This is a genomic window from Kaistia sp. MMO-174 (assembly GCF_037147815.1).
Classification (GTDB): Bacteria; Pseudomonadota; Alphaproteobacteria; order Rhizobiales; family Kaistiaceae; genus Kaistia; species Kaistia nematophila.
The window spans coordinates 514,122-529,245 of record NZ_JBBCUO010000004.1; the positions used below are offsets into that span (position 1 = coordinate 514,122).

The window sequence follows — 15,124 nt, forward strand, 5'->3', positions numbered from 1 at the left end:
CTTAGTACACGCGAGCCTTCGGCTCGATATAGGCGATGTCGTTCGACATCGTGTAGGTGTGCACCGGCCGGTCGTCGAGCTTCACCGTCTTGTTCTCGGTGTCGATGAAGGCGAGCGAGTGCTTCATCCAGTTCACGTCGTCGCGCTCGGAATAATCCTCGCGGGCGTGGGCGCCGCGCGATTCCTTGCGGTTCTGCGCCGAGTCCATGGTGACGACGGCCTGGACGATCAGGTTCTCGAATTCGAGCGTCTCGACCAAGTCCGAGTTCCAGATCAGCGAACGGTCGGTGACCTTGACGTCGTCCGAGTTCTTCCAGACCTGGTGGATCAGCTCGTGGCCCTCGTCGAGCACTTCGCCGGTGCGGAACACGGCGCAATTCGACTGCATCACCTTCTGCATCTTCAGCCGCATCTCGGCCGTCGAGGTCGAGCCATTGGCGTAGCGCAGGCGGTCGAGGCGAGCGATCGCGTCCTCGCCGGCACCCTTGGCCAGTTCCTTCTGCGCCTGGTTCGGCTGCACGGTCTCGACGCAACGCAGCGCCGCGGCGCGGCCGAACACGACGAGGTCGGTCAGCGAGTTGGAACCGAGGCGGTTGGCGCCGTGCACCGAGACGCAGGCGGCCTCGCCGACGGCCATCAGGCCCGGCACGACCTGGTCCGGATCGCCGCCGACCTTGTTCAGCACCTCGCCGTGATAGTTCGTCGGGATGCCGCCCATGTTGTAGTGGACGGTCGGCAGGACCGGGATCGGCTCCTTGGTCAGGTCGACGCCGGCGAAGATCTTGGCGCTCTCGGAAATGCCTGGCAGCCGCTCATGCAAGAGCGCCGGATCGAGATGGTCGAGATGCAGGTGGATGTGGTCCTTCGCCTTGCCGACGCCGCGACCCTCGCGGATCTCCATCGTCATGGCGCGCGAGACGACGTCGCGCGAGGCCAGGTCCTTGGCCGAGGGGGCATAGCGCTCCATGAAGCGCTCGCCTTCCGAATTGGTCAGGTAGCCGCCCTCGCCGCGCGCGCCCTCGGTGATCAGGCAGCCCGCGCCATAGATGCCGGTCGGGTGGAACTGCACGAATTCCATGTCCTGCAGCGGCAGGCCGGCGCGCAGCACCATGCCGCCGCCGTCGCCGGTGCAGGTATGGGCCGAGGTGGCGGAGAAATAGGCGCGGCCATAGCCGCCCGTGGCGAGGATGGTCTTGGCGGCGCGGAAGCGGTGCAGCGTGCCGTCTTCAAGGCAGAGCGCCACGACGCCGCGGCAGGCGCCATCCTCCATGATCAGGTCAATGGCGAAGTATTCGATGAAGAACTCGGCCGAATGGCGCAGCGACTGGCCATAGAGCGTGTGCAGGATGGCGTGGCCGGTGCGGTCGGCGGCGGCGCAGGTGCGCTGGGCGATGCCCTTGCCGAAGTTCGTGGTCATGCCGCCGAAAGGCCGCTGGTAGATCTTGCCCTCTTCGGTGCGCGAGAACGGCACGCCGAAATGCTCGAGCTCATAGACGGCGGCGGGGGCGTTGCGGACGAGATATTCGATCGCGTCCTGGTCGCCGAGCCAGTCCGACCCCTTGACGGTGTCGTACATGTGGAAGCGCCAGTCGTCCTCGCCCATGTTGCCGAGCGCCGCAGAGATGCCGCCCTGGGCGGCGACCGTATGCGAGCGGGTCGGGAACACCTTGGTGATGCAGGCGGTCTTCAGGCCGGCCTCGCTGGCGCCGAGCGTGGCGCGGAGGCCCGCGCCGCCGGCGCCGACGACGACGACGTCGAAGGTGTGGTCGACAAACGAATAGGCGCGGCCGTTGACGGACACGCTGGCGTTGGCTTCAGCCATGGCTTCAGCCTCCGAAGCTGATCTTGAGAAGGGCGAGGATGGCCGCCGCGCCGACGGCGACCGAGAAGAAGGTGTTGGCGAGGACGGCGATGATCTTCAGGCCGCCATGCACATAGTCCTCGATGATGGCCTGCATGCCGAGCTTCATATGCCAGACGCCGGTGCCGATCATCAGGATCATGATCAGCGCGACGAACGGATTGGCGAGCGCCGCGACGACTTCCGGATAGGGCTTGCCGGCGAGGACGATGACCAGGATGACGAAGATCACGGTGAGGATGGCGAGCGCCGCGCCGGTGAGGCGCTGGTGCCAGAAATGATCCGTGCCGTCCTTGGCGGAACCGAGCCCGCGAACGCGGCCGAGCGGTGTACGCATCTTGATGCCCCTCAGCGAATGACCAGCGCCACGATCCAGATCAGGATCGTCAGCGCCACCGAGCCGATGATGTTGGCCCAGGCGAGATTGTCGCGCGCCGGCTTGGTGAAGCCGGCTCCGACGTCCCAGACGAAATGACGAAGACCGCCGAGCAGGTGATGGATCAGCGCCCAGGTGTAGCCGAACAGGACCAGGAGCCCGATCCAGGAGCCGAAGACCCAGGAGACCACCGAGAAGGGACCGGGACCGGCCGCCGCCGCGATCACCCACCACGCGAGGAGAAGCGTGCCGAAATACAGGGCGCCGCCGGTGACGCGATGCAGGATCGACATCGTCATCGTGATCGGCCAGCGATAGACTTGAAGGTGCGGGGAGAGCGGTCGGCCCGTCTTCGCCTCGGCATTCGACATTGCGTTCATCCTCAATCGCTTACGTAAACGTAAGCATTTAGGGTAGAGAGATTGGACCGGTTCTAACCCCATTGTGCGACGCGGTCAAAACGGTCTTTTGCATGACGCTGGGTGAGGCGGCGCGCTTTTTTCGGGCGCCGTGCGGCACGATTGCCATCATGCCCCATTTTGGCAATCCTACGGAAGCGTTCTATCGGTCGCCGCGATCGAACCGGCGACCGCCGGGCGGGAAGCCGGCCCGGGCGGCAGCAACCAGGAGAAACCGATGACGCGCCATCTGATTTCTACCGGATCCCCCTTCGAGAAGGCCGCCGGCTATTCCCGCGCCGTGGCCCAGGGCCCCTGGTGTTTCGTCGCCGGCACGACCGGCTACGACTATTCCAGCATGACGATGCCCGACAGCGTCGCCGAGCAGACCGAAAACGCCATGGCGACCATCGCCGCGGCGCTGGAGGAAGCCGGCTTCTCGATGCGCGACGTCGTGCGCGTGCATTATCATGTCACCGACCCGTCCTTCGCCGACGCGGTGTTCCTCGTCGTCGGCGCGCATTTCCGCGATATCCGGCCGGCAGCGACGATGACCGTGTGCGGCCTGATTCGCCCGGAGATGAAGGTCGAGATCGAGGTCACGGCCCTGAAGGTCTGATTCCCGGCCGGCCGCTGCCGGGCCGACTGGCCCGATCCCGGGACGCCGGGACCGGCCTTCGCTTGCCCTCGCGGCCGCGAGACGTGCGGTTCGGCTTGCATCAAGGCTTTCGCGCCGCTATCGCTCGCTCGCAACGACCCCGCCCGCAGACCCGCTCGACAAGAGAACCCGCGACATGACCACCTACAAGCTCCTTCTCCTTCCCGGTGACGGCATCGGCACCGAAATCATGGCCGAAGTGAAGACGGTCATCGACTGGTTCGGCAAACGGGGCGTCGCGTCGTTCGAGAGCGAGCAGGACCTGGCCGGCGGCGCTGCCTATGACGCGCACGGCAAGGCGATCTCCGAAGCGACGATGAAGCTGGCGCAGGAATCCGACGCCGTGATCTTCGGCGCGGTCGGCGGCCCGAAGTGGGACAGCGTCCCCTACGACGTCCGTCCGGAGGCGGCGCTGCTGCGCCTGCGCAAGGATCTGGAGCTGTTCGCCAACCTGCGCCCGGCGATCTGCTACCCCGCGCTCGCCGACGCCTCGTCGCTGAAGCGCGAGCTGGTCGAAGGCCTCGACATCCTGATCGTGCGCGAGCTGACCGGCGGCGTCTATTTCGGTTCGCCGAAGGAGATCGTCACGCTGGAGAACGGCCAGAAGCGCGCCGTCGACACCCAGCTCTACACGACCTCCGAGATCGAGCGCATCGCCCGCGTCGCCTTCGACCTCGCCAAGACCCGTTCGAGCCGCGTCGCCTCGGCCGAGAAGCGCAACGTCATGAAGTCGGGCGTACTCTGGAACCAGGTCGTCACCAAGGTCGGCAAGGAAGAGTATCCTGATGTCGCGCTCGAGCATGTGCTCGCCGACAATTGCGCCATGCAGCTCGTCCGCCGGCCGAAGCAGTATGACGTCATCGTCTGCGACAACCTGTTCGGCGACATCCTTTCCGACGTCGCGGCGATGCTGACCGGCTCGCTCGGCATGCTGCCGTCGGCCGCCCTCGGCGCCCCCGACGCGGTGACCGGCCGCCGCAAGTCGATGTACGAGCCCGTGCACGGCTCGGCTCCCGACATCGCCGGCAAGGGCATCTCCAACCCGATCGCCATGATCGCGTCCTTCGCGATGGCGCTGCGCTACTCCTTCGGCCTGGTCGAGGAAGCCGACCTGCTCGACCGCGCCATTTCGAGCGTGCTGAGCAAGGGTCTGCGCACCGGCGACATCTATACCGAGGGCACGCAGAAGGTCGGCACCAAGGAGATGGGCGCGGCCATCCTCAAGGAGCTCGACCTCCTTTCGGCCTGAGAATGACGCGTTTCGCGGCTGAATCTTTTTGCCGGGCCCTGACTGGTCAAGGCCCGGTGATCTCTGTATAAGGCCGCATTCAGATTGGATTGCTATGCCCAGCCGGGCGGCGCGCCGCCGGTTCGACGGCATATGACGAAGGAAGAGTAAAATGGCAGTTCCGAAGCGAAAGACGTCGCCGTCGAAGCGCAACATGCGCCGTTCGCACGACGCCCTGGCCCAGCCGACCTACACCGAGGACAAGAACTCGGGCGAGCTGCGCCGTCCGCACCACATCGACCTGAAGACCGGCATGTATCGCGGTCGCCAGATCCTGACGCCGAAGAGCGAAGGCTGATTTCGGGGGCGCACACGCCGCGCGCCAGGCGGAGTTTTCCGCCCCGGATCGACGTTCAAGGGCCGGCGCCGCGCCGGCCCTTTTCTTTTGCGCGATTTGCTGCTGTTGTCGCCACCGAACGGAGAGACCCCTCGCGGATCCGACGGCGCAATAGATCCGGCTGGTGCCGGGTCCGGCCCGCGATATCGAGACGTCTCGTGCAAAGGAATGCCCGCAGTGGAAAACGAGGTGAACGGCGGCATGGCGATCCATGAATCGCGTCACCAGGGATCCGATCGGACGGCGGCCATTCTCTCGACGATCGGCGAAGTCGTCTATCGCTGGTCGCAGGCCGACGACCGCATCGAATGGAACGGCGACGCCGCCGCCCTGTTCGGCCTCGCCTCGCCCGAATCGGTCGCGACCGGCGCCGCCTTCTCCGAGCTCGTCGAGGAACCGGGCCAGCTCGCGCGCCAGGAAGCTCTGGCCGGCACCGACACCGGCGACGGCGTACCCTATCAGATCGAGTATGCCCTGCGGCCGAAGGGCGCCAGGGGCCCGATCCTCTGGGTCGAGGATACCGGCCGCTGGTATGCCGATGGCGGCCGCGAGGCGGTGCGCGCCGAAGGGGTGCTGCGCGTCATCAACGAGCGCCACGCCCGCGAGCAACGCCTCGCCTTCCTGTCGCGCCATGACGACGTCACCGGCCTCTACAACCGCTCCTACCTGCTCGACCTGCTCGACGAGACGATCACGAGCACGCGAAAGCTCGACACGGCGGCGGCCTTCCTCGTCATCGCCATCGACGATTTCCACCTGATCAACGACGCCTATGGCTATCGCATCGGCGACCGCGTGCTCGCGGCGGTGGCGCGGCGCATACGCGGCCGCCTGCGCGACGGCGACGCCATCGGCCGCTTCTCCGGCCACAAGCTCGGCCTGATCCTGATGAACTGCGACGAGCACGAGATGCCGTTCGCGGCCGAACGGTTCCTCGCCGCCATCCGCGACGACGTCGTCGCCACGCCCGACGGCGCCGCCTCGGTCACCATCTCGATCGGCGGCGTCTCGCTGCCCCGCCACGCGCAGACGCCGGACGAGGCGATCGAGCGCGCGCAGGAGAGCCTAGGCTTCGCGCGCGATACCGGCCGCGGCCGCTTCTTCGCCTACGCCCCCTCGGCCGAGCGGGAGGCCGAGCGCCAGTCCAACATCGCGCTGTCGCAGCAACTGATCGGCGCTCTGTCGGAACAGCGCGTGCGCCTCGCCTTCCAGCCCGTGGTCGACATCCACACCCGCAAGGTCGGCTTCCACGAGGCGCTGCTGCGGCTGGCGCATCCCGATGGCACCATCGTCTCGGCCGGCCAGGTCGTACCGCTCGCCGAGCGCCTCGGCCTGTCGCGCCTGTTCGACCTCGCCGTGCTCGACCAGGTGCTGGAGACGCTGATCCGCCATCCCGACGCGCATCTGTCGATGAACGTCTCGCCGGAAACCGCGGCCGGACCTGACTGGCTGGCGAAGTTCGCCCACACGCTCGACCAGCGCCCCGATCTCGGCCAGCGCCTGATCGTCGAGATCACCGAGACGAGCGCCATCCGCAGCCTCGACGACACCGCCTATTTCGTCTCGACAATCCACGATCTCGGCGCCCGCCTCGCCATCGACGATTTCGGCGCCGGCTTCACCTCGTTCCGCAATCTGCGGGAGCTCCGGGTCGACATCGTCAAGATCGACGGCAGCTTCATCGCCACCCTGCCCAGGAGTCGCGACGACCAGATCTTCGTGCGCAGGCTGGTGGAGCTCGCGCATGATCTCGGCATCGAGACCGTGGCGGAATGGGTGCAGGACGAGGAAACGGCGGCGATGCTGGCGGAATGGGGCGTCAGCCGCATCCAGGGCCATCTCTGCGGCGCCGCCAGCCTCGAGCTGCCGTGGAAATGACGCGGTAGCTTTCGGCGAAGCGAAGGCCCTCACCCCAACCCTCTCCCGCAAGCGGGCGAGGGCTTTTCGCCGGAGTGGCTCCGACGCCCGTGCGAGCACGAAGCGCGCCCTCTACCGCTTGCGGGAGAGGGTTGGGATGAGGGTATTCTTTAACCGCCCTGCCCCGCGAAGCGGTTCATGCCCTCGGCGAGCTTGATGTCGAACGACGTCACCCCGTCGACGACATGCGTCGCCAGCGTCACCGTGACGGTGCGGTAGACGTTGCTCCATTCCGGGTGATGGTTCATCCGCTCCGCCAGCAGGGCCGAGCGCGTCATGAACGCGAACGCCTCCTGGAAATCGCCGAAGGTGAATACCTTGGTGATGGCGTCGCGGCCCTCGACCGAGGTCCAGCCATCGAGCTTCGCCAGCGCCGCCTGGCGCTCGGCCGGTTCCAGCTTCTCGATCATGGCCGTGTTTCCACCAGTTCGGCGAGCGGGTAGGCCTGCTCGACGATGTAGGGACCACCGCCCTTCGACGCCTTCGACGAGAACAGCACGAAGCGTGTCACGTGAAACGCCGCCGAGAGCAGCCCGCCGCGCACGGCGAGATAGGCGGCGACGTCGCGATGCGGGGTGTTGCGCAATCGGGCGAGCGTCACATGCGGCGTGTATTTGCGGCCCTCCGGCGGCAGGCCGATCCGCTGCAGGATCCGCTCGTGCTCGGCCTGCAATTCGCTCAGCGCGCGCGAGGGCGCGATGCGGGCCACGATCGAATGCGGCTTGGCATTGCCGAACGAATCGAGGCTGGAGAACTGCAGGTCGAGCTCGTTCCGCCGCACGCGCGCCAGCGCGTCGGCGACCTCGTCGGCGGTGCGATCGTCGATGTCGCCGATGAAGCGCAGCGTGACGTGGAAGTTCTCCGCGTCGATCCAACGCGCGCCGGGAATGCCGCCGCGCAGGAGCGAGAGCCGTTGGGCAATGTCGGCCGGAATCTCGAGACCGGTGAACAGGCGCGGCATGATCGCCCTCCTCTATCGGTGGGACGGAAGATCAGGTTCGCGGTTTGCCGGGCGGCTGTAAAGCCCTTTCCCCAGGCACCGGCCGCCCGCCTCAGGGGCAGGGATTGCCGCGCCACTGGTGGACGGCATCGATCCGCGCCTCGATTTCGGGCGTGATCGCGACGTCGGCGGCGGCGATGTCGACCTTGAGTTGCTCCATCGTCGTGGCGCCGATGATGTTCGAGGTGACGAAGCAGCGGCTGGTGGCGAAGGCGTTTGCGAGCGTCGCCGGATCCATGCCGAAATCGCGCGCGATCGCCAGATAGGCGTCGATCGCCTCTTCGGCGCCGGGCGTTTCATAGCGGTCGCCACGCTTGAACAGCGTCGTGCGCGCGCCGGCGGGGCGGGCGCCCTTCTGGTACTTGCCGGACAGGTAGCCCTGCGCCAGCGGCGAATAGACCAGGAGCCCCACCTGCTCGCGCATCGCGACCTCGGCGAGGTTCACCTCGAAGGTGCGGTTCAGGAGGTTGTAGGCGTTCTGGATCGAGACGACGCGCGGTCCCTTGCCGGCTTCCGAGGCTGCGACAAATCGCGTCGTGCCCCAGGCGGTCTCGTTCGACAGGCCAACATGGCGGACCTTGCCTTCCTGGACCAGTTCGCCGAGCGCCGCCAGCGTCTCCTCGATCGGCACCTCGTCGGCGGCCGGCTCGGGATGGCGGTAGACGGTCGGATTGGAGCCCCACTGCGTGACGTGGCGGTCGGGCGAATGCAACTGGTAGAGGTCGATATAGTCCGTCTGCAGTCGCTTCAGGCTCTTTTCGATCGCGTCGCGGATATGGGCGCGAGAAAGAGTCGGCTTGGCGCCGTCGCGGAACCAGGTGAGGCCGTTGCGGCCGACCACCTTGGAGGCGAGGATGACCTTGTCGCGGTTGCCGCGCGCCTTCATCCAGTTGCCGATGATCCGCTCGGTCGAGCCCTGCGTCTCCGGCTTCGGCGGGATCGAATAGAGTTCGGCGGTGTCGAGGAAATTGACGCCCTGCTCGAAGGCGTAGTCCATCTGCTCGTGGCCCTCGGCCTCGGTGTTCTGCTGGCCCCAGGTCATGGTGCCGAGGCAGATGGAGGACACGCTGAGATCGGTCCGTCCGAGCGAACGATATTCCATGGCGAAAAGCTCCGAGAATTTTGGGCGCGGCGAGGCCGGAAGCGGATTGGCAGGCGTGCGGAGGCCCGGTCAGCGCCGGGCTTGCGCGACCAGATCCTCCACGGCGGGAAGGATTTTCTCGACGATGACCGCGACACCGGCCGCGTTCGGATGCATTCCGTCGGCCTGCAGCAGGGCCTGTTCGGCCGCGACGCCGTCGAGGAAGAACGGATATAGCATCGCGCCGTGCTTCGCGGCCAGATCCGGATAGAGGCCGTCGAAACGTTTGGCGTAGTCGGGGCCGAGATTGGGCGCGGCGCGCATGCCGGCGAGCAGGACAGGCAGCTTGCGCGCGCCAAGCCGGGTCAGGATGGCGTCGAGCGCCTGCTGCGGCACCGAGGGATCGAGCCCGCGCAGCATGTCGTTTGCGCCGAGCTCGACCAGAACCGCCTGCGCATCCGGCCCGACCGACCAGTCGAGCCGCGCCAGACCGCCGCCTGCCGTATCGCCGGAAACGCCCGCATTGACGACGGCGACGTCCAGGCCCCTGGCGGTCAGCGCCTTCTGCAACTGGTCGGTGAAGCCCTCACCGGGGCCGAGGCCATAGCCGGCGGAGAGGCTGTCGCCCAGCACGACCAGGCGGAGCGGGTCGGCCCTGGCGGCGCCGGCGGAAACGGCGGCCACGGCGAACAGAACGGCCAGCGCCCAATTCTTCATCATGTACAGGTCTTTATCCTCCGAACCGAGCCACCATATTGAGCCGAACGCGCCGCGATCGGCAGGACGCTGGCGTTCGACGGCTTCCGCCGAGCGACGAGCCTGCCCGTCGCACGATATAGGGTTCGCGCGCGTGGTGGATACAGTCCCGAACAGTTCCGATGCCGTCATCCGGCTCTCATCGGTCGAATTGGCGCTCGGCGTCGGGGCCGCGCGGGTCCATATTCTCCGCAATATTTCGCTGACGATCGACGGCGGCGAAAGTGTCGCACTGGTCGGTCCGTCCGGCTCCGGCAAGTCGACGCTGCTGATGACGATGGCCGGGCTCGAGCGCGTCGACAAGGGCAGCGTGCGCGTCGCCGGCACCGACCTCGCCTCGCTGAACGAGGACGGCCTGGCGCGTTTCCGCGGCCGCAATGTCGGCATCATCTTCCAGTCGTTCCACCTCATCCCCAACATGACGGCGCTGGAGAACGTCGCCGTGCCGCTGGAACTCGCCGGCCGCCGCGACGCGTTTTCGCGCGCCGAGGAAGAACTGAAGCTGGTCGGCCTCGGCCACCGGATGAACCACTATCCTTCCGCCCTCTCCGGCGGCGAGCAGCAGCGCGTGGCGATCGCCCGCGCCCTCGTCGCCGAGCCGGCGATCCTGTTCGCCGACGAGCCGACCGGCAATCTCGACGAGGCGACCGGCCGCGAGATCGCCGACCTCCTGTTCCAGACCTGCGCCGAGCGCGGCACCACGCTGGTGCTGGTCACGCACGACAATGCGCTCGCCGGCCGCTGCGACCGCATGATCCGCATCCATTCCGGCGTGGTCGACCCGCGCCAGGCCAAGGCGAGCCCGCTCAGGAGCGCGGCGGAATGACGGCATCGAACCTGCCGCTCCCCTTCCGCTTCGCGCTGCGCGAACTGCGCGGCGGCCTGCGCGGCTTCGTCGTCTTCCTCGCCTGCATCGCGCTCGGCGTCGCCGCGATCGCCGCCGTCGGCTCGGTGTCGCGCGCCATGACCGACGGCCTCGCCCGCGAGGGTCAGGCCATTCTCGGCGGCGACGTCGCCTTCACGCTGGTACAGCGCCAGGCGACGGCAGAGGAGCGCCAGTATCTCGAAAAGCACGGCATGGTCTCGGAGGTCGCGACCCTGCGCGGCATGGCCCGGCTCGCCGACGGCTCCGACCAGACGCTGGTCGAGATCAAGGCGGTCGACAGCGCCTATCCGCTCTATGGCACGCTCAAGGCCGGCGAGGCGGTCGACGCCACCGCCGCGCTCAATGCCGGCAGCGCGCTGGCCGATCCCGAGTTGTTCACCCGCCTCGGCGTCAAGATCGGCGATACGGTGCAGGTCGGCGGGGCGAAGCTGACGCTGGCCGGCCAGATCGCCGACGAGCCCGACAAGCTCGCCACCGGCCTCGGCTTCGGGCCGCGGCTGCTGATCTCGAAGCCGACGCTCGAGACCACGGGCCTCGTCCAGCCCGGCAGCCTGGTGCAGTGGAGCTATCGGCTGCGGCTGCCGCACAAGGCGCCCGACAGCGCCGTCGTCGACCTCGTCGAGGCGGCCAACAAGGCGCTGCCGCAGGCCGGCTGGCAGGTGCGCAGCCGCGACGACGCCTCGCCGGGCCTGAAGCGCAACATCTCCCAGTTCGCGCAATATCTGACGCTGGTCGGCCTCGCCGCGCTGATCGTCGGCGGCGTCGGCGTCGCCAATGCCGTCGGCGCCTTCCTGGAGCTGAAGCGGCCGGTGATCGCCACCCTGCGCTCGCTCGGCGCCCCGGCGAGCCTCGTCACCCAGCTCTATCTCGCCCAGATCCTGATGATCGCGTTGCTCGGCGTCGTCATCGGCCTGGCAATAGGCGCGCTGGTGCCGGTGCTGGCGCTCCGCTTCCTGGCCGACGTGCTGCCGGTCGGCGCCCAGACGGGCTTCTATCCGGCCGCGCTCGGCTATGCCGCGCTCTATGGCCTGCTGACGGCGCTCACCTTCGCGCTGGTGCCGCTCGGCCGCGCCGGCGACATCGCGCCGACGGCGCTGTTCCGCGATGCGAGCGCCTTCGGCCGGGTGCGGCCGCGCCTCGTCTTCCTGGCGGCGGCGATCGGCTCGGCCGTCGTCCTCGCCGGGCTCGCCATCCTGCTCGCCTATGACCGCCGCATCGCGCTCTATTTCGTCGTCGGCGTCGCCGCCGCCTTCCTGCTGCTCCGGCTCGTCGCCTGGGCGGTGACGGCGATCGCCCGCCGCGCGCCGCGCGCCAATTCGACCGAATGGCGGCTCGCTGTCGGCAACATCCACCGCCCGGGCGCGCTGACCGGCTCGGTCGTGCTGTCGCTCGGGCTCGGCCTGACCGTTCTGGTGACGATCGCGCTGATCGATGGCAATTTGCACCGCCAGCTGACGCAATCCCTGCCCGACCGCGCGCCGAGCTTCTTCTTCCTCGACGTGCAGAATGCGGAGGCGCCCGCCTTCATGGATTTCCTCCAGAAGGAGATTCCCGAGGCGACGGTCGAAAGCGTGCCGATGCTGCGCGGCCGCATCATCGCGCTCAACCAGACGCCGGCGGAACAGGCGACGCCGACGCCTGAGGTCGCCTGGGTGCTGAAGGGCGATCGCGGCGTCACCTTCTCGGCCACCACGCCGAAGAATTCGCGCCTTTCCGCCGGCGAATGGTGGGCGCCCGACTATGCCGGCCCGCCGCTCGTCTCGATGGAGGCGGGCGTGGCGCGCGGGCTCGGGCTGAAGACCGGCGACACCATCACCGTCAACGTGCTCGGCCGCGAGATCACGGCGACCATCGCCAATCTGCGCGAGGTCGAGTGGGAAAGCCTGGCGATCAACTTCGTGATGGTGTTCTCGCCGTCGACCTCGCCGGGGCGCCCTATTCGGTGCTCGCCACCCTCGCCCATCCCGGCCCCGCCGACCCGGCGGCCGAGGCGAAGCTGATGCGCGACGCCGGCGCGCAGTTTCCCTCCGTGACGGCGATCCGGGTCCGCGAGGCGCTCGACCGCATCTCGTCGATCCTCGACCAGCTGATGCTGGCGATCCGCGTCGCCTCGTCGATCGCGCTCGCCGCCTCGGTGCTGGTGCTCGCCGGGGCGCTCGCCGCCGGCCACCGGCAGCGGCTCTATGATGCGGTGATCCTGAAGACGCTGGGTGCGACGCGCGGCCAGCTGCTGAAGGCGTTCGGGCTGGAATACGGCCTGCTCGGGCTGGCGACGGCGGTCTTCGCCGTGCTCGCCGGCTCGATCGCCGCCTGGGGCGTCGTCGCCGGGGTGATGGGCCAGCCCTTCGCCGTCTTCCCGATGACGGCGCTCGCCGCCGCTTTCGTCGCCGTGGCGCTGACGATCGGCCTCGGCCTCGCCGGCACCTGGCGGCTCCTCGGACAGAAGGCGGCTCCCGTCCTTAGAAACCTGTAGGCGCAGAAGCCATCGTCCAGTACCATTGCGATAGTTGGGCCACGCGAGGTCCCGAATTCGTTCGGCGATCTCTTGCGGGGTGCGATCGGGGTGCCCATATCGCATGTGCACCCGAGGGCTTATCGCCCGGCGGAACCGAAAGGGTTTCTGACGCCGGATGATGGAAACGGGGGTTTCGCGGCGGAAAGTCCGCGGATTTTTTGGTTCGGAGAGGGAGCTCGATGGCAGATTTCGACAATCGCGTCTCACCGTTTGGCGCAGCGCGTGCCGAAACCGGTGTTATCGACCAGGGCCTGCGCAGCCACATGCTGCAGGTTTACAACTACATGGCGATCGGCCTGATGATCACCGGCGCAGCCGCGCTCGGTATCTTCAAGCTGGCCGTCACCAGCGACCCGGCGCAGGCCGTCGGCCAGATGCAGAACGGCCTGATGCTGACCAGCCTCGGCGCCGCGATCTACACCGGCCCGATCATGTGGGTGCTGGTGCTCGCGCCGGTCGCGCTCGTGTTCTGGCTGTCCTTCGGCATCCAGAAGATGTCGACGTCGACCGCCCAGCTCGTGTTCTGGGGCTATGCGGCGCTGATGGGCGTCTCGCTGTCGTCGATCTTCGCTGTCTACACGGCGCAGTCGATCACGCAGGTGTTCTTCATCACCGCCGCCACCTTCGGCGCGATGAGCCTCTATGGCTACACGACGAAGCGCGACCTGACCGGAATGGGCTCGTTCCTGTTCATGGGCCTGATCGGCATCATCATCGCCTCGATCGTCAACATCTTCATCGGATCGTCGGCGCTCGGCTTCGCGATCTCGGTCCTCGGCGTGCTGATCTTCGTGGGCCTCACCGCCTATGACACGCAGAAGATCAAGGAAATGTACTATGTCGGCGACGACGGCACCGTGGCCGGCCGCAAGGCGATCATGGGCGCGCTGACGCTGTACCTCGACTTCATCAACCTGTTCCTGATGCTGCTGCGCCTGTTCGGCGACCGCCGCTAAGGCGGGGCATCCAGCGGATAGCGAGGGCGCGGCCTAGGCCGCGCCCTTTTTTATTGCCGGCGCGCATTTTCGTTGCCAGCGCCCTTGCCGTCGCTATGGTCGCCCCGCTCAATGCGAGACAGCGCCATGCATGCCACGCCGGACCCCATCGAAATCCGCCCCGTCACCCTCGACGACCTCGCCGCCATCACGGCGATCTACGCGCATTCGGTGCTGCACGGCACGGCAAGCTTCGAGCTCGATCCGCCCGACCTCGACGAGATGCGGCGGCGCCACGACGCGCTGCTCGCCGGCGGCCATCCCTATCTGGTCGCGACCGAGAGCAACGAGCTGCTCGGCTATGCCTATGCCGGCCCCTATCGCGCCCGGCCTGCCTACCGCCACACGGTCGAGGATTCGATCTATCTGAGCCCGGCCGCGCAGGGGCGCGGCGTCGGCCGCCGCCTGCTGGCGGCGCTGATCGAGGCCGCGACGGAGGCCGGCTTCCGCCAGATGGTCGGCGTCATCGGCGATTCCGGCCACCAGGCGTCGATCCGCCTGCACCGGGCGCTCGGCTTCCGCCTCGTCGGCATCTTCGAGAATGTCGGCTGGAAGCATGGCCGCTGGATCGACAGCGTGCTGATGCAGCGCGCCCTCGGCGCCGGCAGCGACGCGCCGCCGGGCATCCCTTCTAGTGCCCCCGACCTTCAGATATAGCGAAGGGATATCAGATGAGAGGGAAGGTGCCGTGAAGCGCTTCGCCGCTGCGTTGGGGATTATGCTGGCGGGAGCGGGCAACGCCCATGCGTTCTGCTCCGAGCCATACGGCCGTTTTTCCGCTCCGAGTGCACCCGGCAGGTTCGACCGTCCCGATGTGCCCTACTGCCTCTCCAGCTATAAATGGTCAGGGAAGCATGAGTGCGATAGCTGGGAAATCGATAGCTACAAGCGCGAGGTCGAGGAATATATCGAAAAGCTGAACTCGTTTGTCAGCGAGGCCAATGCGTTGTCGCAGCAAGCCAGCCGGTTCGCGCGAGAGGCATATGACTATGCGCGATGCGAGGCCGACGAGATCTCCAATCAGCACCAATAGACCCGCCAAGCCGATCTAGGACG

At 67.5% G+C, this 15,124-nt stretch carries 15 protein-coding genes and 1 pseudogene; 9 read left to right on the forward strand and 7 right to left on the reverse strand.

Annotation, left to right across the window (positions count from 1 at the left end):
- Position 1: 1 nt before the first annotated feature.
- The 3 genes from sdhA to sdhC are packed head-to-tail and all read right to left on the reverse strand — an operon-like array spanning position 2 to position 2,608.
- A complete protein-coding gene (sdhA, locus tag WFK98_RS17380; protein WP_336801123.1) occupies positions 2 to 1,822 on the reverse strand; it encodes a succinate dehydrogenase flavoprotein subunit in 1,821 nt (606 codons plus the stop codon).
- Between the two features lie 4 nt (positions 1,823 to 1,826).
- Positions 1,827 to 2,198 (reverse strand): succinate dehydrogenase, hydrophobic membrane anchor protein, encoded by a 372-nt coding sequence (gene sdhD / locus WFK98_RS17385; protein WP_266338986.1) that lies wholly within the window; start codon positions 2,196 to 2,198, stop codon positions 1,827 to 1,829.
- A gap of 11 nt (positions 2,199 to 2,209) precedes the next feature.
- A complete protein-coding gene (gene sdhC, locus WFK98_RS17390) occupies positions 2,210 to 2,608 on the reverse strand; it encodes a succinate dehydrogenase, cytochrome b556 subunit (protein WP_266338987.1) in 399 nt (132 codons plus the stop codon).
- A 265-nt stretch (positions 2,609 to 2,873) separates the two neighbouring features.
- Here sdhC and WFK98_RS17395 point away from each other — a divergent pair, with 265 nt between their 5' ends.
- The 4 genes from WFK98_RS17395 (at position 2,874) to WFK98_RS17410 (ending at position 6,796) form a co-directional block, all read left to right on the forward strand.
- Positions 2,874 to 3,254, forward strand: coding sequence for a RidA family protein (locus WFK98_RS17395; RefSeq protein WP_266338988.1), 381 nt, complete (start codon positions 2,874 to 2,876; stop codon positions 3,252 to 3,254).
- Between the two features lie 175 nt (positions 3,255 to 3,429).
- The gene (gene leuB, locus WFK98_RS17400; protein WP_266338989.1) at positions 3,430 to 4,542 is read left to right on the forward strand and encodes a 3-isopropylmalate dehydrogenase; all 1,113 of its coding nucleotides are present in this window, start codon (positions 3,430 to 3,432) and stop codon (positions 4,540 to 4,542) included.
- Between the two features lie 151 nt (positions 4,543 to 4,693).
- On the forward strand, positions 4,694 to 4,879 hold the full coding sequence (rpmF, locus tag WFK98_RS17405; RefSeq protein ID WP_266338990.1) for a 50S ribosomal protein L32: 186 nt from the start codon (positions 4,694 to 4,696) through the stop codon (positions 4,877 to 4,879).
- Positions 4,880 to 5,095: 216 nt separating this feature from the next.
- Positions 5,096 to 6,796, forward strand: coding sequence for a putative bifunctional diguanylate cyclase/phosphodiesterase (locus WFK98_RS17410; RefSeq protein WP_266338991.1), 1,701 nt, complete (start codon positions 5,096 to 5,098; stop codon positions 6,794 to 6,796).
- 149 nt (positions 6,797 to 6,945) lie between these two features.
- Here the strand turns inward: WFK98_RS17410 and WFK98_RS17415 are convergent, their stop codons facing one another.
- From WFK98_RS17415 to WFK98_RS17430, 4 genes are all read right to left on the reverse strand, one after another.
- Positions 6,946 to 7,245, reverse strand: coding sequence for a 4a-hydroxytetrahydrobiopterin dehydratase (locus WFK98_RS17415; protein WP_336801124.1), 300 nt, complete (start codon positions 7,243 to 7,245; stop codon positions 6,946 to 6,948).
- Positions 7,242 to 7,796, reverse strand: a complete 555-nt coding sequence (gene thpR, locus WFK98_RS17420; RefSeq protein ID WP_266338993.1) for an RNA 2',3'-cyclic phosphodiesterase — start codon at positions 7,794 to 7,796, stop codon at positions 7,242 to 7,244. The genes WFK98_RS17415 and thpR overlap by 4 nt, the downstream gene beginning before the upstream one ends.
- Before the next feature lie 91 nt (positions 7,797 to 7,887).
- A complete protein-coding gene (locus WFK98_RS17425) occupies positions 7,888 to 8,937 on the reverse strand; it encodes an aldo/keto reductase (protein ID WP_266338994.1) in 1,050 nt (349 codons plus the stop codon).
- 69 nt (positions 8,938 to 9,006) lie between these two features.
- On the reverse strand, positions 9,007 to 9,636 hold the full coding sequence (locus WFK98_RS17430; protein ID WP_336801125.1) for an arylesterase: 630 nt from the start codon (positions 9,634 to 9,636) through the stop codon (positions 9,007 to 9,009).
- A 130-nt stretch (positions 9,637 to 9,766) separates the two neighbouring features.
- On the opposite strand from WFK98_RS17430, the gene WFK98_RS17435 reads away from it, so the two are divergent.
- The 5 genes and pseudogenes from WFK98_RS17435 to WFK98_RS17455 all read left to right on the forward strand — a co-directional run bounded on the left by WFK98_RS17435 (position 9,767) and on the right by WFK98_RS17455 (position 15,101).
- Positions 9,767 to 10,498 carry an ABC transporter ATP-binding protein gene (locus WFK98_RS17435; protein ID WP_336801126.1) on the forward strand — a complete coding sequence of 244 codons (732 nt, stop codon included), beginning with the start codon at positions 9,767 to 9,769 and terminating at the stop codon, positions 10,496 to 10,498.
- Positions 10,495 to 13,031: pseudogene (locus WFK98_RS17440) on the forward strand (ABC transporter permease). Before WFK98_RS17435 ends, WFK98_RS17440 begins: the two are co-directional and overlap by 4 nt.
- Before the next feature lie 221 nt (positions 13,032 to 13,252).
- Positions 13,253 to 14,029, forward strand: coding sequence for a Bax inhibitor-1/YccA family protein (locus WFK98_RS17445; RefSeq protein ID WP_266338998.1), 777 nt, complete (start codon positions 13,253 to 13,255; stop codon positions 14,027 to 14,029).
- A 126-nt stretch (positions 14,030 to 14,155) separates the two neighbouring features.
- On the forward strand, positions 14,156 to 14,725 hold the full coding sequence (locus WFK98_RS17450) for a GNAT family N-acetyltransferase (RefSeq protein WP_336801127.1): 570 nt from the start codon (positions 14,156 to 14,158) through the stop codon (positions 14,723 to 14,725).
- Positions 14,726 to 14,756: 31 nt separating this feature from the next.
- Positions 14,757 to 15,101 carry a hypothetical protein gene (locus tag WFK98_RS17455; protein WP_336801128.1) on the forward strand — a complete coding sequence of 115 codons (345 nt, stop codon included), beginning with the start codon at positions 14,757 to 14,759 and terminating at the stop codon, positions 15,099 to 15,101.
- Positions 15,102 to 15,124: the final 23 nt, after the last annotated feature.

Excerpts from the sequence above, each read along its gene's own strand:
- WFK98_RS17415 (WP_336801124.1), bottom strand. The coding sequence starts at position 7,245 with ATGATCGAGAAGCTGGAACCGGCCGAGCGCCAGGCGGCGCTGGCGAAG.
- WFK98_RS17395 (WP_266338988.1), top strand. The coding sequence starts at position 2,874 with ATGACGCGCCATCTGATTTCTACCGGATCCCCCTTCGAGAAGGCCGCC.
- WFK98_RS17430 (WP_336801125.1), bottom strand. The coding sequence starts at position 9,636 with ATGATGAAGAATTGGGCGCTGGCCGTTCTGTTCGCCGTGGCCGCCGTT.
- sdhD (WP_266338986.1), bottom strand. The coding sequence starts at position 2,198 with ATGCGTACACCGCTCGGCCGCGTTCGCGGGCTCGGTTCCGCCAAGGAC.
- WFK98_RS17450 (WP_336801127.1), top strand. The coding sequence starts at position 14,156 with ATGCATGCCACGCCGGACCCCATCGAAATCCGCCCCGTCACCCTCGAC.
- rpmF (WP_266338990.1), top strand. The coding sequence starts at position 4,694 with ATGGCAGTTCCGAAGCGAAAGACGTCGCCGTCGAAGCGCAACATGCGC.
- thpR (WP_266338993.1), bottom strand. The coding sequence starts at position 7,796 with ATGCCGCGCCTGTTCACCGGTCTCGAGATTCCGGCCGACATTGCCCAA.
- sdhA (WP_336801123.1), bottom strand. The coding sequence starts at position 1,822 with ATGGCTGAAGCCAACGCCAGCGTGTCCGTCAACGGCCGCGCCTATTCG.
- WFK98_RS17445 (WP_266338998.1), top strand. The coding sequence starts at position 13,253 with ATGGCAGATTTCGACAATCGCGTCTCACCGTTTGGCGCAGCGCGTGCC.
- WFK98_RS17425 (WP_266338994.1), bottom strand. The coding sequence starts at position 8,937 with ATGGAATATCGTTCGCTCGGACGGACCGATCTCAGCGTGTCCTCCATC.
- leuB (WP_266338989.1), top strand. The coding sequence starts at position 3,430 with ATGACCACCTACAAGCTCCTTCTCCTTCCCGGTGACGGCATCGGCACC.
- sdhC (WP_266338987.1), bottom strand. The coding sequence starts at position 2,608 with ATGTCGAATGCCGAGGCGAAGACGGGCCGACCGCTCTCCCCGCACCTT.